This is a genomic window from Brucella sp. TWI432 (assembly GCF_039674445.1).
In the GTDB taxonomy this organism is placed as follows: Bacteria; Pseudomonadota; Alphaproteobacteria; order Rhizobiales; family Rhizobiaceae; genus Brucella; species Brucella chromiisoli.
In genome coordinates, this window is the sequence record NZ_JBDJNL010000001.1 from 294,053 (window position 1) to 310,333 (window position 16,281).

Here is a 16,281-nt window from a genome sequence, read left to right on the forward strand (position 1 = left end):
TTATGATGCGGTGTTTTCGCAGAGCTGTGATTGCCTTTCAAGGCAATTATTCTTGATTGTCAGACTGTTTCTTTGTGCCACCACGCTTGATGCCGCGACGGATCATAGCCGTGTTCGCGCCGCCCAGTCCGAAGGCCAGACTAAAGTAGACGACCATGGCGCCTGCAACCATTGCCGCGACAGTTCCGGCGCGCACGCCAAAAGACGATGCCGATGACAACTCATGGGCAAAATAGCCAAGAGAAAAATGAATGCCCAAAGCCATGACAGCGGCTGCAATCAACAGGCGTGGAATACGCGTGAGAAGCGCAACATCATTGCCCCAATGACCGCGCTTCACCAGCGTTGCAAACAAAAGCGCTGCATTCACCCAGCCGGCGGTGATTTCTGCAATGGCGATGCCGCTCGGCCCCATGCGCGAAAACAGCGTGATCGCAAGTGTGATGTTCACAGCAACCGAAATGGCTGCGAAGATCATCGGCGTTCGGGTATCTTCGCGGGCAAAGAAGCCCGGAATAAACGCTTTGATCAGTACATAGGCAGGCAGGCCGATGCCATAAATTGCCAGAATATTGGAGACGACAAGTGTCGATTCTGCACTGAACTGCCCGCGTTCAAACAGCAGACGAACGATTGGTTCTGACATCACCAAAAGGGCTGCTGCTGCGGGAAGTGTGAGAAACAGCGTGAACTCGACCGAGCGATTTTGTAGGTTTGCGGCTTCCTGCATATGCCCGCCGCGCAACGCGCGCGACAATTCCGGCAGAAGCACGGTTGCAACCGCAATGCCCACCACGCCAAGCGGCAACTGATAAATGCGATCAGCATAGACGAGTGAGGAGACAGCCCCTTCCATGCCTGACGCAATATTGGTGTTGATCAGCAGATTGATCTGCGTGATGCCGCCGGTAATAGCGGCAGGAAGTGCGAGCACCAGCAGTCGTTTGACACCGGGTGTGAGGCGCGGACGACGAAAGCCGATTTTGATGCCAGCAACGCGCACATCGATCCAGACGATGGCAAGCTGCACAAGCCCCGCCGCCATCACCCCCCACGAAAGCGCATAGCCGACAGCCAGCGCGTCATAGCCCTGCCACCATGCGAAAGCCAGAACAGCAATCAGGATGATGTTGAGAAAGACTGGAGCTACGGCTGCTGCAAAATAGCGATGCAGCGAATTGAGCATACCTGCCATCATCGAAGCAAGCGACATACAGGCGAGATAGGGAAACATGATGATCGCCAGCCGCACCGTATTGTCGAATTTTACCGGATCATCGGTAAAGCCCGGCGCAATGACTGTGCGCACGATAAATGGCATGGAGATTTCCATGACGATGGTGATGAAAAGCAGCACCGTGAACAGAACGCCGAAGACTTCTTCGGAAAAGCGGCGCGCGCCATCCATGCCGTTTTTTTCGATTTCCTTGGCAAAAAGCGGCACGAAGGCGGCGTTGAATGCGCCTTCGGCAAACAACCGGCGAAATGTGTTCGGGAAACGGAAAGCCGCATTGAACGCATCCGCAACCGGTCCGGTGCCAAGCGCTGCCGCCATGAACATTTCACGCGTGAAGCCGAAAATGCGGCTCATCAGCGTGCCAGACGCAACGGTTGCGAATTTCTTGACCAAACTCATTGACTAAAAAACCTATGCTGCTGCGCGACCGTTGGTCTTGGCGGTGTTTTCGCCGCTAAGCACGGCAATAAGCTTGCGCCTGATATTGCCCTGACGCGTTGCGTTTGAAATTTTGTGTCCCACGAGATCCGTGACATAGAAACTATCGATGACCTTCTCGCCAAAGGTGGTGATGTGGGCTGAAGCAATATCCAGTGACAAGTCGGAAATAAGGCCAGTCAGTTCCGATAAAAGACCGGGCCGGTCAAGACCTTCCACTTCGATAACCGTGAATTTGTCGGAGAGTGTGTTGTTAATCTCCACATGCGGCTCGACTTTGAAGGCTTTGGTGCCCCTCTTGGGCTTTGTGCGTTTGGCCAGCACATCCGGCAGATGAGCTTTGCCGGACAGCACATCTTCGATCACCTTGCCAACCCGCTCCGCACGGCGGCGTTCGTCTTCGTCGGTATCGAATTCGCGGCTGATCAGGATCGTATCAAGCGCGCGTCCATCGCCGGTGGTGAAAATCTGCGCGTCGACAATATTGCCGCCAGCCGCCGCGCAGGCACCGGTGATAATCGACAGAAGGCGTGGATGGTCGGGTGCAAGGACGGTAATTTCCGTCACTGCCTCAAATGTGTGTGGTTTGGCCATCGTGGCAAGGACGCGACCATTGCGATCTGTTTCGCGGATGAAATGCGCATGGCGCACCTGATCGTCGAGGCTGACGGTCAGGAAATAATTGGTGTAATGCAGGCCAAGATAGGCATCGCGCTCGGCTTCTGGCCAGTCGGCAAGCTTCTCAGCCAAAGCCGCGCGCGCCTGCCGGTCACGGTCTGCGCGCGGGAGTTCCGAGAAGCCCCCTGTCAGCACCAGTTCTGTTTCGTAAAAAAGTGTGCGCAGAAGCTGGCCTTTCCAGCCATTCCACACACCGGGGCCAACACCCTTGATGTCGCAAACAGTGAGGATCAGAAGCAGCCTGAGCCGTTCCATTGTCTGCACGGTATCGGCAAAATCGACAATCGTCTTGCGGTCATTGAGATCGCGCGATTGTGCAACCATGCTCATGGTTAGATGTTCGCGCACCAGCCATTCTACGGTTTTTGTTTCGGACGCGGACAGGCCAAAACGCGGGCAGAGCCTGCGTGCAATGCGGGCACCGGCGATAGAATGATCTTCAGGTCTGCCCTTGGCAATATCATGCAGGAGTAAAGCGACATACAGCACGACGCGATCCCGCCGCATGGCGCTGACGAGATGATTGGCCAGCGGATGCTCGTTTTCCAACTCGCCATGTTCAATCTCGGAAAGCACGGCTATACAGCGCAGAAGATGTTCATCGACCGTATAGTGATGATACATGTTGAATTGCATCATCGCGACGATCTTGCCAAAATCCGGGATGAATTTACCAAGCACGCCGGATTCATTCATGCGCCGCAGGATGAGTTCTGGATTGCGCGGCGAGGTCAGCACTTCCAGAAACAGCTTGTTGGCTTCCGGGTTTTCGCGCAACTCGGCATTGATCAGTTTCAGCGAGCGGGTGAGCTGCTGCATGGCATCAGGATGGAACTCCAGTCCCAGCTTGTCTGCCAGATGAAAAATCCGAATGATATTGACCCGATCGCGTTTGAACACATCGGCATCGGCAATGTTAATGCGATGGTTTTCTGAGACAAAATCATTGCTTCCGGCAAGTTTACGCTTGCGGCGTGAGAAGGTAAGGAAGATGCGGTTAAAGCCCGGCACGTGCTTGGCCTGTTCCTCTTCCAGCGCCGCACAAAGAATGCGCGTCAGATCGCCGACATCCTTGGCGACCAGGAAGTAATGCTTCATGAAGCGCTCGACATAGTTCTGGCCAGGATGGGCGGTATAGCCCAGACGCTGCGCGATTTCCGGCTGAATGTCGAAGGACAGGCGTTCTTCTGCCTTGAGCGTCGCAAAATGCATATGGCAGCGCACCGCCCAGAGGAAATCTTCTGCCTTGTTGAACAGCTTGAGTTCTGCGCGTGAAAGCACGCCAAGCTTGACCAGTTCTTCCTTGCTTTTGACACGGTAGAAATATTTGGCGATCCAGAACAATGTATGCAGATCGCGCAGGCCGCCTTTGCCTTCCTTGACGTTTGGTTCGACCAGATAGCGGGTTTCGCCTGCCTTTTTGTGTCGATTGTCGCGTTCTGCAAGCTTGGCCTGAATGAATTCAGGGCCGGTATCTTTGACCACTTCTTCATCAAAACGCGTGTTGAGCGCATTGAACAGATCGCGATTGCCGATGATGAAACGCGCATCCAGAATGGCGGTACGGATTGTCATGTCTTCGCGCGAAAGGCGGATGCATTCATCGATATTGCGCGTGGAATGGCCGACTTTCAGGCCCATATCCCACAGCATATAGAGCATATATTCCGCAACCTGCTCGCCCCATGGCGTCTGCTTATAGGGTAGCAGAAACAAAAGATCGATGTCGGAGCCGGGGGCAAGTCCGCCGCGCCCATAGCCACCAACGGCGACAATCGCCATGTTTTCGGCTTTGGATGGGTTCGTCATCGGATAGGCTTTGGTGCTGGCAAACTCAAACAGCACGCTGATCAGCGTATCCATGAGATAAGACAGGCGCCGCGCGCAGAGCGTGCCGCCGCCATCTTTCATCAGCAGGCTTTCAGCATTGGCGCGACCGCGGATCAGAGCGTCTTTGAGCGCATGAAGCACAACCTTGCGAACAGGCAGGCTTTGATAGCTTTCATCGGCTGAATCCGCCAGCTCATTGAGCTTGCGGCGAAGGGCTTCGGGATTGACGATTTCTTCAAGCTTCAGGTCGTGTGCGCTCATGCGGCTTGTATGTCCGGCTTTGGGGAAGGGACTTGCGATGACGGAACTATCCTATAGCCGGTTTTAAATTGTATGAATATTCAAAAGAAAGGGCCGGGCATTGCCCGGCCTTTCGCTGTTTCAATTACCGGCATTATAGGCGGTAATCGCTGCCATATTGACGATGTCGGTATCTTTTGCGCCAATGCTCACGATCTGCGCTGGTTTGTCGAGGCCGACCAGCAGAGGGCCGATGATGGTCGCGCCACCCAGTTCCTGAAGCATATTGGCTGCAATCGATGCCGAGTGATTGTCTGGCGTGACGATGACATTGGCAGGGCCCGACAGGCGGATGAATGGATACTGGTCCATCAGTTTCGGGTTGAGAGCAACATCCGCGCTCATTTCGCCATCAAATTCGAAATCGACATGGCGGGTATTGAGAATGCGAACCGCTTCCTGAATGCGCGCCGAGCTTTCGCCACCCATATGGCCAAAGGTCGAAAAGGCGGTGAGTGCAACACGTGGCACATAGCCCATCCGGCGTGCCATGCCCGCGGCTTCCACCGCAATGTCAGCCAGTTCTTCAGCCGTTGGCTTTTCGTGAACAGCAGTGTCGGCGATAAACACCGTGCGGCCACGACAGAGCGCAATGGAGACACCGACCAGACGATGACCCGGCTTTGAATCAATCACGCGACGCACATCTTCAAGACCGGTTGCGTAGTTGCGGGTGATCCCCGTTACCATGCCATCCGCATCGCCCAGTGCCACCATACAGGCCGCAAAATGATTGCGGTCATTGTTGATCAGGCGGTGGCAATCGCGCGTCAAATAGCCTTTGCGCTGAAGTTTCGCGTAGAGATAGTCGGCATAGACCGCGTTGCGGCTCGACAGACGCGCATTGATGATTTCAATGCCCGGACGATTAAGATCAAGACCAGCTTCCTTGGCGGTTTCGGCAACACGCTCTTCGCGCCCCACCAGAATGGCAGTGCCAAGCCCCTGATTGACGTAGGAAACAGCGGCACGCATCGTTGGTTCTTCTTCACCTTCGGCAAAGACGATGCGCTTTGGCTGCCGGCGCACGCGCTCGTAAATGCCGCGCAGCGTGGAGGCAATCGGATCGCGGCGGGCGAGCAGTTCCTGCTTATAGGCTTCGATGTCTTCAATTGCGCGCCCGGCGACACCTGTTTCCATCGCGGCCTTGGCCACCGCCGCCGAAACGGTTGCGAGCAGACGCGGATCGAACGGAACCGGAATGATATATTGCGGACCAAAGCGCGGACGGCTGCCCTGATAGGCGGCCACCACATCATCCGGCACGTCTTCACGGGCCAGTTCTGCGATTGCGTAAACCGCTGCAATCTTCATTTCGTCATTGATCGTGGTGGCACGCACATCGAGTGCGCCACGGAAAATATACGGGAAGCCCAGCACGTTGTTGACCTGGTTCGGATAGTCCGAACGGCCGGTGGCAACGATGGCATCGTCACGCACTTCCGCGACATCTTCCGGCGTAACTTCCGGGTCTGGATTGGCCATGGCAAAGATGATTGGATTTGGCGCCATTGAACGCACCATTTCCTTGGTCAGTGCGCCCTTTGCCGAAACGCCGAAGAAGATATCGGCATCTTTCATCGCGTCTTCGAGCGTGCGCTTGGAAGTCTTGATGGCATGGGCCGACTTCCACTGGTTCATACCTTCTTCACGGCCCTGATAGACGACGCCTTTGGTATCGCAGAGGGTTACGTTTTCGGACGGGAAGCCGATGGCCTTGATCAGTTCGATACAGGCAATACCTGCCGAGCCAGCGCCATTGCAGACGAGCTTGGTATTCTTGATGTCGCGGCCCGTCAGTTGCAGCGCATTGATCATGCCGGCTGCGGCGATGATGGCGGTGCCATGCTGGTCATCATGGAAAACCGGAATATCCATCACTTCGCGCAGACGCTGTTCGATGATGAAGCAATCCGGAGCCTTGATGTCTTCGAGATTGATGCCGCCAAACGATGGGCCGAGATAGCGCACCGCATTGATGAATTCATCAATGTTTGTCGTATCGACTTCCAGATCGATGGAATCGACATCCGCAAAGCGCTTGAACAGCACGGCCTTGCCTTCCATCACAGGCTTGGAAGCCAGCGCGCCAAGATTGCCAAGGCCCAGAATGGCGGTGCCGTTGGAAATGACCGCAACCAGATTGCCCTTGGCCGTATAATCATAGGCGGTGGCGGGATTTTCCGCGATTGCCTTGACGGGTACTGCGACGCCCGGGGAATAGGCCAGCGAAAGGTCGCGCTGCGTGGTCATTGGCTTGGTGGGATTGATTTCCAGCTTGCCGGGGCGACCATGAGCGTGAAAGTCGAGTGCTTCCTTCTCACTGGCTGTGGGTGTGCGTTCTGGCGTGTTGCCCTTCGGCGTCGAGACTGGCATGTTCCCTCCGGTTTCTTCTGCGGGACGAATTCGATAACGCCAGTCCGCGGGAGTGTAAACAACGCATTTTGGAATAGATATTGATCCTAAAAAGCATGATATGGATATTATTATGTCTTTAAATGGATTTAAATCGCAATAAATGAAGGTTTGGCATGGAAGCGAAGGTCGAAGAAAAACAGTTGGAAGCGGGAGAAAATACCGCGCAGGAAACCGCTGTTCGCCTCACGCCCATGATGGAGCAGTATATTGAGATCAAAGCCGCGAATGTTGATTCGCTGCTTTTCTACCGCATGGGCGACTTTTACGAGCTGTTTTTTGACGATGCGGTTGAAGCTTCCAAGGCGCTCGGCATCACTCTGACCAAGCGCGGCAAGCATTTGGGCGACGATATTCCGATGTGCGGCGTGCCGGTCCATGCCTCTGATGATTATCTCCAACGTCTGATCGCCAAAGGCTATCGGGTTGCAGTTTGCGAGCAGATTGAAGATCCGGCGGAAGCCAAAAAGCGCGGCTCAAAATCGGTGGTCCGTCGCGATGTGATCCGGCTGGTCACACCCGGTACGATCACCGAAGAAAAGCTGCTTGATCCGTCAGAGGCCAATTATCTGATGGCGCTTGGCCGCACCAAGGGTGATGGCGCGCTGGCCCTTGCATGGATCGATATTTCAACCGGCACGTTCCGCGTTGCGGAGACAACGGAAGATCGGCTTTTTGCCGATGTTGCCCGTGTTGACCCGCGTGAACTGGTCGTCGCTGATACGGCCTTTCATGATGCAGACTTGCGCCCGATTTTTGATCTGATTGGAAAGTCGGTTGTGCCGCAGCCTGCGACACTGTTTGACAGTGCTGCCGCAGAAACCCGCATTCAGCGTTATTTCAATGTCGCAACCCTTGACGGTTTCGGGCAGTTCAGCCGTTCCGAATTGTCTGCCATTTCCGGTGCCATTGCCTATATTGAAAAGACACAGATTGCCGAGCGTCCGCCTTTGATGCGACCAGAGCGCGAACATGAGGGCGGTACAATTTTCATCGATCCGGCCACCCGCGCAAGCCTCGAACTTGCCCGTACCATGTCGGGCAATCGCGAGGGCAGTCTGCTCAAGGCCATCGACCGTACGGTGACGGGTGGCGGCGCGCGCTTACTTGCAGAGCGACTGACCGCACCTTTGACCGATCCAAAGGCGATTGCGCTGCGCCTTGATGCTGTTTCATGGTTTCTGAGTGAGCAATCGCTCTGCGAAGGGCTTCGGCTAGAGTTGAAAGGCGTGCCGGATATGCCGCGCGCGCTTTCACGACTTGCGGTGGGTCGCGGCGGGCCGCGTGATCTTGGCGCTTTGCAGCGCGGTTTTGAAGCGGCGAACGGCATTGCCTCGCTTCTTGAAGGCACCATTCTGCCCGATGAACTGGCACATGCGCGCGAAGCCATTGAGACTTTGCCGGTAAGCTTTGCGGCCCATATCGACCGCGCGCTTGCCGACGAGATGCCGCTTTTGAAGCGCGACGGCGGTTTTGTACGCGAAGGCTATAATGCAGAACTCGATGAAATGCGCGCTCTGCGTGATCAGTCACGCCGCGTCATTGCCGGGCTTCAGGCGGATTATATTGAGGAAACCGGCATTAAAACGCTGAAAATCAAGCACAACAACGTGCTTGGTTATTTTATCGAAGTGACCGCCAATAATTCCGGCACCATGACGGACAGTGATGAAGCCAAGGGCCGTTTCATTCATCGTCAGACCATGGCCAATGCCATGCGTTTTACAACAACGGAACTGGCAGAACTTGAAAGCAAGATCGCCAATGCAGCTGATCGGGCTTTGTCGATTGAGCTGGCAATCTTTGAGGAACTGACGGCGGAAGCCGTCAGCCATGCGGACAGCATTCGTGCGGCGGCAGTCGCCCTTTCAGTGTTTGACGTTTCTGCTTCGCTTGCCGTTCTTGCCGAAGAGCAGGGCTATTGCCGCCCGCTGGTCGATGACAGCCTGTCGTTTAACATTGTCGCGGGTCGCCATCCGGTGGTTGAGCAGGCATTGCGCCGTCAGGCGGCTAATCCCTTTGTGGCCAATGATTGTGATCTCTCACCGCAATCAGATGGTGGCAATGGCGCGATCTGGCTGCTGACCGGCCCGAATATGGGCGGTAAATCGACCTTCCTGCGCCAGAATGCCTTAATTGCGATTCTTGCGCAGATGGGTTCGTTTGTGCCTGCAGGTTCCGCCCAGATCGGTGTCGTGGACAGGCTTTTCAGCCGCGTTGGTGCGTCTGATGATCTGGCGCGGGGCCGTTCGACTTTCATGGTGGAAATGGTTGAAACCGCTGCCATTCTCAATCAGGCGGGCGAGCGTTCGCTGGTCATTCTTGATGAAATTGGTCGTGGCACGGCAACCTTTGACGGGCTTTCCATCGCCTGGGCTGCTGTTGAGTATCTGCATGAGAAGAACCGCTGCCGCGCACTGTTTGCCACGCATTTCCATGAAATGACGGCTTTGTCTGAAAAGCTCGATCGGCTGTTCAACGTCACCATGCGGGTCAAGGAATGGGACAATGATGTCGTCTTCCTGCATGAAGTGGCAAAGGGCGCGGCGGACCGTTCCTATGGCGTGCAGGTTGCGCGCCTTGCCGGTCTGCCGGAAGCGGTGGTCAATCGTGCGCGCGATGTGCTGCATCAGCTGGAAGCAGGCGAAACATCCGGCAAGGCTGACAAGCTGATTGATGATCTGCCGCTGTTTTCTGTTGTTCTGCAACAGGAAAAACCCAAGCCGCAGGCAGCCACAAAAGACAGTGAACTCGCCAAAGCCGTCGCTGAAATCAGCCCCGACGAGCTGACGCCGCGTGAAGCGCTTGAGCTGATCTATAAGCTTAAAGAGCTTTCAGGCAGGGCGTAAAATCAAAAAGGCGAAGCTGGTGCTTCGCCTTTTCTTTTATACAAAGCGGTTAGCGTCCGCGCCGTAATAAGTAATGTAGCGGCTGGAAATGCGCTCGATCGGCAGGATGATGAAAACATCCGTGGTGCCGAAAGCCTCATCAATCACTGCGCCATCACCAATCATCGCACCAAGGCGTAAGTAGCCTTTCACCAGCGGTGGCATCGAGAAGAGTGCTACCTTGGTGTTGATCGCTTCCTTTGGCATTAGATCCATCGGCTGATAGCGATGGGGGAGCGCGCGCACATCCCAATCCGGCGTCGCACGGCAATTCTGGTAAAGGAACGAAAGCCCCAGCGCATGTGCGGCAGGCACGGCACCATGGAACGATGCACAACCAAACATCACATCAATCGAATGGCGACGGCAATAGGCCCACGCACCCTGCCAGAGCAACTCAACCGTGCGCTTGGAACGATATTCCGCTTTAACGCAGGAGCGTCCAAGTTCGAGAAGCTTGAGGTCGGGACGCGACAGTGCAAGACGCTGCACGTCATATTCGTCGGCTGAATAGAAGCCGAGTGACTTTTCAGCCTGATCGCTGCGCATCAGGCGATAGGTGCCGACGATCTGCTTGTGCTCAGGCACAGGCAGGGCAGTGTCATAAACCAGAAGATGATCGCAAATGGCATCGAACCGGTCGGCGTCTCTCAATTCAACTTCTTCAATGGTTTCCTTGCGGGCGCCCATCTCTTCGAAGAAGACACGAAACCGCAATTCCTGCGCAGCTTCAATCGCTTCGCGGGAGTTTGCAAGTCGTACTTCAAGTGAACCAATGCGTCCCAATACAATGGGGTCACCATTGGTTTCAAAAAGTGCCTGCTGTGCTTCTATACCCGACATGATCGTATCATCGATGATTTGCTGGCTCATTCCAAGCAGTGTTGACATGATGATTCGCTCCTGATCCTGTTATTCACGCATTCCTGAATGGTTTGCAGTGGCAACGGATGATTTGTTTCATTCTCGCCATAGCAATAGAGTGTCAGTGCTACGTGAGGATGACAGAAGCGTGTCACCAATGTGTCAATCGCTGTGAGTGGCGCTTATCCCCTTCAAAAAATTGTTAAATTTGAAATTCAAACTATGACAAAGGGTCATTTGGATCAAGTGCTGCGCTTTGCGTGCAAGAAAGAGCCTATCTCGCTGCCTTTCTTTCACGCCGCCATCCAAGAAACTCTTCGAGAATGATCAGGCCCGCGCCGATGGTAATGAAAGCATCCGCAAGATTGAAGACGGCAAACGACCATGTCGGCAGGTGGAAGAGAATGTAATCCACGACATAGCCATGCATGACGCGGTCGATCAGGTTCCCGATCGCGCCACCCACCACAAGCGCAAAGCCATAACGCGCAAAGACCCGGTTGGCCGGATTGGTCCACCAGAGGTAAAGCACGAAAACAATGACGGCTGCGGTGATTGCGACCAGTCCCCAGTCATGCAGCCATGCCAGCATCGAAAACGCGATGCCTTCATTGTGCGTGCGAAACAGCGCAAGAAACGGCAGCAGGTCAATCTGTTGCCCATAGCCCATGCGGGTTTCGACAAGATATTTGACGCCCTGATCGATCAGGACTGCGATGATGACAACGAGAAACGACGACAAAACCGCATGACGCTTCATCCGCTGACCCTTTCATCAAGCGTGAGCGCCTCGCGGCGAATTTCATAAAGCATGACACCCGTGGCAATCGCCAGATTGAGCGAATCTGCGCGGCCTGCCTGTGGGATGCGTGCAAGCTTGTCGCAGCTCTCAGCAAGTGTGTCCGGTAGACCCTGCTGTTCATTGCCCATCATCAGAATGACCGGCTTTTTGGCATAAGGGATGGTGCGATAATCGACAGCACCTTTGAGATGGGTGCCAACGAGGAGGCCCGAAAAGCCTTTGCGCCAGCTGAGAAACTCAGTTTCCGTTGTCTTATAGAGCGGCATTGAGAAGACCGAGCCCATCGTGGCGCGCACGGTTTCAAGCGAATAGGGATCAGTGGTATCACCAATCAGGATGATGCCCTTGGCACCGACCGCGTCAGCTGTGCGGATAACAGTGCCGAGATTGCCGGGATCACGCACACGGTCGAGCGCGATGTAAACATCGTCGCCTTTTGGCCTGAGGTTTGCAAGCTGCTGATATTGCTGCTCGAAAACACCAACCACCATCTGCGGATTATCGCGCCGCGTGATAGCAGCCATGATCTTTTCGGTCACTTCGAGCACCAGTCCGCCCTTCGCAAAGGTACGCGCTGCAACCTGCTCAACCATCTTGTTGCCTTTGCCGGACTTGGCAAACACCAGTGTCTTGATGCGCCAGTCCTGTTCAAAGGCATCAATCACCAGCTTCAGACCTTCAGCCAGAAACACGCCCTGCTGGTCGCGAAATTTTTTCAGCGCCAGCGAGCGCAGGTCTTTGACAACCGGATTGGTGAGGCTGGTGACTTCCTTCACCTGTCCCACGCGAGGACTTGAATGCATATTGCCGCTTTTGGAGAAATCGTCGTTTCGGCTCATTTTGCTACCCAGCGGCTGAACATGGAGGTGGAAAGTGCGCGTTGGCTCGCACGTTCACGAAGAATAAGTTCGCCCGATTCGACCGTCCCGCCAAGGCCGGTAAAACGGTCGCGCACCAGTTCATGAATGGCGAAGAAGGAAGCGCGGATCGAATAGGCAGTCAGAATGACGGCCAGCGCGTTTGGCGTGAGAATGGAACGGCAGGTATCGACCATGGCAGGTAGATGTTCGAACAACTGCCAGACTTCGCCGTTCGGCCCACGGCCATAGGCGGGCGGATCAAGCAGGATTATGTCGTAGAAACTGCCGCGGCGCTCTTCGCGCGCGACAAATTTCATAGCGTCTTCGCAAATCCAGCGGATCGGCTTGTCGGAGAGGCCTGCCATTTCCTGATTTTCGCGTGCCCAGATGATCGCCTTCTTGGAGGCGTCAACATGGGTGACTTCAGCACCGGCGCGCGCTGCAACGAGCGAGGCTACACCCGTATAGCCGAACAGATTGAGCACTTTTACCGTGCGGCCCGCCTTGGCTGCTTCACGGATCAGACCGTCCATATAAGACCAGTGGGCAGCCTGTTCCGGAAAAACACCGACATGGCGGAACGACGTGAAGCGGCCATGAAACGAAATGCCGTCATGCTGCATCGGCCATGTTTCGCCTAGGGGCACTTTTGGAAACGCCCAGCGTCCCATGCCTTCTTCATCGGTGTTGCCGGTAAAGACCGCATCAGCCGTATCCCATTCGCTCTTAGGCAAGCTTGGGAGCCAGATTGCCTGACCTTCCGGGCGAATGATGCGATAAGGGCCATATTGTTCGAGCTTGAGACCGTTGCCGCTGTCGAGCAGCGCATAGTCATCCGATGGCGCGGTTTCGAGAATAACCGGTGCGCGCTCGCCCGGACGCGCACCTGCATAAGCTTTGATTTCGCGCTGAGGGGCAGCAATCTGCTTTTCTTCAGCGGGCTTTGGCGTGGCTTTTGCAAATTGCGGACGCGGCTTTTTGAAGAACGCAGCCTTGCTGTCCGGCTTGTTCTCCTGCCTTGCTGCTGAACGCGGTTCATCATGCTTTGCACGGCCTGAACCGCGCTGCTCTTTACCGCCTGTTGGCTTTTTGCCTTTTCCTTTTGGCGCCTTCACCCGAAACTCCGTGATCTATTTGGCCCGTAGGTAGGCCAAATAGTACCGGAACGAAAGTGAAAAAGAAAAGCGAGTGCTATCGGAGAGTAGAAACTGCGTTTGAGGCATGGCGCTTTTCAGCCGTTTCGGCGCGTTCCAGAAGCAGCGACGCTTCCTTTTTATAATGGCGTCCGCGGCGGCGATGCTTGCCTTGCGTCAGCCATGTCACAGCCGCGCCGATCAGCGCACCAAGGATAAGCGCCCCAAATAGCCAGATAAACAACGGTGCCTGATAGGTCAGCGCCGGATTGCCGGGATTAAACGGGTCAATTGTCAGACCGACCGTTTCACGGTTGGCAACCGAAAGCGCGATCAGAATGACCGCCAACGGTACTAAAATGACAATCGTGATAACGCGCTTTGCCACCATGATGGATCAGATGGCGCCGTTAAGACGGTCGCGCAGCTCTTTACCGGTTTTGAAGAACGGCACCCACTTTTCTTCGACTTCAACCGTATCGCCGGTGCGCGGATTGCGACCGCTGCGGGCAGGGCGGTTTTTTACCGAGAAAGCGCCGAAGCCGCGCAATTCCACTCGATTTCCCTCGGCAAGTGCGCTGGTGATCTCATCAAAAACCGCGCCAACGATATTTTCAACATCGCGCTGGAAAAGATGCGGATTACGGCTGGCGATAATCTGAACGAGTTCGGATTTGATCACGGCTTTAAACCCCTGTGTTTTCGTTGTCCGCCAAAGGACTCACTTATTTGCCGGGGTGATACCCGACGTTCCATCAACGTGCCAAACCGAAAGAAGTCCGTCAAGGAAGATACGATCATTTGCGATCTCCTTTAGCAATCCATCGGCCTGCTGCGGTACGCCAAGAAGACGCGCACCGGCGTGAATAATCAGATCACGCAGCGAAAAACCTGTGTCGCTGCTTTCCGGCTTCCATTCGAGCTTGGGCAAATCTTTCGACACGCCCTTGCTGTCTAGCCATGCCACAGCTTCTTCTTCACCGCCCAGTCCGTCAATCAGCTTGTTTTGAACGGCCTGACGTCCGGTGAAAACAGCACCATTGGCAAGTGCAAGCGCTTGTTCATGCGTGAAAGAGCGGCGTTCCTGCACGATTCCCACGAACCAATCGTAGGAATCCATGATCATATTGCGGATCATCGCCTTGGCTTCTTCGCTTGCGGGGCTGAAATAATTTGGCTCGGCTTTCAGCGGCGACGACTTGATCGCCTCGACTTTGACGCCAATCGTATCAAGAAGCTTTGAAAGGTCGGGATATTGGAACAGCACACCGATTGATCCGACGATGGACGTCTGGCGCGCAATAATATGATCAGAAGCGCTGGCAATCATATAACCAGCCGATGCTGCAAGTGTCCCAACCTGGGTTACGACGGGCTTTTTTTCGGCAATTTTCCGAACTGCCTCATAAATTGATTCGCCACCAACAGTGGTGCCGCCGGGTGAATCAAGGATCAGAATAACCCCTTTGACCGCATCGTCATTGGCAATTTTATTGAGGCGCTTGAGCAGTTCTTCATTCTCAAAAATGGTGCCTTCAATGCGAACTTTTGCAACATGTGGCGTGGCAAAATTCGGGCCGCGCATGGAATAGGAGGCAATGCCAGCAATCAGTGCCGCCAGCAAAAGCAAAAAAGCAACGCGCCAGATGGTGAGCTTTCTGCGCAGTTTGCGTCTTTCGATCAGTGCTTCGGCATCATGAGCCATGCTTATCCATCCACTTCATACAGTATCACAAACCTCTTTTAATCTATGGCTGGCAATAGGGAAAGGCGGCAATCATTTTATCCCAATTGATCCAAGACTATAATCAAAATCAGTTTTATGTTAACAATGAAGTGATCAGCTTTTTACCTGCATTTTGGGGGCTAAAACATATGTTTTTCGGCCATTTTTTAGTGTCCCGTCACATTTGCATGGCAGGTGCGTTGTTTTGCGGTCTGTAATAGACTTGAGTGTCGGGCTATTGCATCCCAAATAAGCCATATTGAACGAAGACAGCATCAGATGAAAATGTTCATTCCTGATGTTCGTGTAAACAGTTGAGCAATAAACGGACATTAAAAACGCCGACGATTAACATTAAATGATCGAAAGATATGATGAGCGCTGACACACCACATATACATGCTTCGCAAGGCGCTGCCACCGCAGCCCCAAAAGGCGCAGGCATGCATTTTGGAGCGTCTGAAAAGGCTGCTTCTGTTTTTCGTTCGGCCCAGCGGCACTCGATCCGCGTGCGCGTGCTTAAAGCGGCCCTGCCTGTTGCAGCCATTGCGCTTGCAGCCGTGTTTTCCTGGTACACATTTCTGGCAACGCCCTCAGCGCCTGTGAAGGTTGAGGTCAACAATGGCGGCGAGGCTGGAAAGCTTGTGATGAGCAATCCGCAGCTTAACGGCTATACCAAAGACAACCGCCCCTATTCGATGATTGCTCAAAAGGCTGTGCAGGACGCCAAAAACAGCGGTTCGATTGCGCTTGAGGGCATTTCTGCAGAGCTCCCCGTTGGCGAGAATGGCAGCGCCAAGGTTGAGGCTGCTTCCGGTGTTTACGATAATGCGAACGGTCGTTTGCAACTTGATAAGGATTTTACTGTTACGACAAACGAAGGCTTGCGCGCCGTCATGCGTTCTGCGGATGTTAATCTCAAGAGCGGTCAGGTGACGACGGATAAGCCTGTCGATATTCGTAATGGTAGTACACAGATTAGCGCTGACAGCATGCAGATCAAAGAGAGCGGCAAGATCGTGATCTTTGAAAACAAGGTGCGTGTTGTCATTGACGGTGGCGCGGTTTCAGGTGACAACACGCCTGGTTAAAATCGTATTGCCGCTGACT

General features: G+C 54.4%; 12 protein-coding genes. 2 read left to right on the plus strand and 10 right to left on the minus strand.

Annotated features, from left to right (window positions below):
• Positions 1 to 46: 46 nt before the first annotated feature.
• The 3 genes from murJ to ABE527_RS01375 form a co-directional block, all read right to left on the minus strand.
• On the minus strand, positions 47 to 1,636 hold the full coding sequence (gene murJ, locus ABE527_RS01365) for a murein biosynthesis integral membrane protein MurJ (RefSeq protein WP_265982710.1): 1,590 nt from the start codon (positions 1,634 to 1,636) through the stop codon (positions 47 to 49).
• A 12-nt stretch (positions 1,637 to 1,648) separates the two neighbouring features.
• Positions 1,649 to 4,444, minus strand: coding sequence for a [protein-PII] uridylyltransferase (locus tag ABE527_RS01370; RefSeq protein ID WP_499695858.1), 2,796 nt, complete (start codon positions 4,442 to 4,444; stop codon positions 1,649 to 1,651).
• 120 nt (positions 4,445 to 4,564) lie between these two features.
• Positions 4,565 to 6,859: an NADP-dependent malic enzyme gene (locus ABE527_RS01375; RefSeq protein WP_499695859.1), complete on the minus strand. Its 2,295-nt coding sequence runs from the start codon at positions 6,857 to 6,859 to the stop codon at positions 4,565 to 4,567.
• Between the two features lie 155 nt (positions 6,860 to 7,014).
• Between ABE527_RS01375 and mutS the strand changes: the two genes are divergently transcribed.
• Positions 7,015 to 9,747 (plus strand): DNA mismatch repair protein MutS, encoded by a 2,733-nt coding sequence (gene mutS, locus ABE527_RS01380; RefSeq protein ID WP_499695860.1) that lies wholly within the window; start codon positions 7,015 to 7,017, stop codon positions 9,745 to 9,747.
• Positions 9,748 to 9,783: 36 nt separating this feature from the next.
• Here the strand turns inward: mutS and olsB are convergent, their stop codons facing one another.
• The 7 genes from olsB to sppA form a co-directional block, all read right to left on the minus strand.
• Positions 9,784 to 10,677: a l-ornithine N(alpha)-acyltransferase gene (gene olsB, locus ABE527_RS01385; protein ID WP_265982714.1), complete on the minus strand. Its 894-nt coding sequence runs from the start codon at positions 10,675 to 10,677 to the stop codon at positions 9,784 to 9,786.
• Between the two features lie 247 nt (positions 10,678 to 10,924).
• Entirely contained in the window at positions 10,925 to 11,410 is a 486-nt protein-coding gene (lspA, locus tag ABE527_RS01390) for a signal peptidase II (protein ID WP_265982715.1), read from the minus strand.
• Complete coding sequence (locus ABE527_RS01395) at positions 11,407 to 12,291, minus strand: TrmH family RNA methyltransferase (RefSeq protein ID WP_499695861.1); 885 nt, start codon at positions 12,289 to 12,291, stop codon at positions 11,407 to 11,409. The genes lspA and ABE527_RS01395 overlap by 4 nt, the downstream gene beginning before the upstream one ends.
• On the minus strand, positions 12,288 to 13,427 hold the full coding sequence (locus tag ABE527_RS01400) for an RsmD family RNA methyltransferase (RefSeq protein ID WP_499695862.1): 1,140 nt from the start codon (positions 13,425 to 13,427) through the stop codon (positions 12,288 to 12,290). The genes ABE527_RS01395 and ABE527_RS01400 overlap by 4 nt, the downstream gene beginning before the upstream one ends.
• Before the next feature lie 76 nt (positions 13,428 to 13,503).
• The gene (locus ABE527_RS01405; RefSeq protein WP_265982718.1) at positions 13,504 to 13,836 is read right to left on the minus strand and encodes a lipopolysaccharide assembly protein LapA domain-containing protein; all 333 of its coding nucleotides are present in this window, start codon (positions 13,834 to 13,836) and stop codon (positions 13,504 to 13,506) included.
• 6 nt (positions 13,837 to 13,842) lie between these two features.
• A complete protein-coding gene (locus ABE527_RS01410; RefSeq protein ID WP_265982719.1) occupies positions 13,843 to 14,127 on the minus strand; it encodes an integration host factor subunit beta in 285 nt (94 codons plus the stop codon).
• A gap of 39 nt (positions 14,128 to 14,166) precedes the next feature.
• A complete protein-coding gene (sppA, locus tag ABE527_RS01415; protein WP_265982720.1) occupies positions 14,167 to 15,150 on the minus strand; it encodes a signal peptide peptidase SppA in 984 nt (327 codons plus the stop codon).
• 395 nt (positions 15,151 to 15,545) lie between these two features.
• On the opposite strand from sppA, the gene lptC reads away from it, so the two are divergent.
• Positions 15,546 to 16,262, plus strand: a complete 717-nt coding sequence (gene lptC, locus ABE527_RS01420) for an LPS export ABC transporter periplasmic protein LptC (RefSeq protein WP_265983821.1) — start codon at positions 15,546 to 15,548, stop codon at positions 16,260 to 16,262.
• The last annotated feature ends 19 nt before the right edge of the window (positions 16,263 to 16,281 follow it).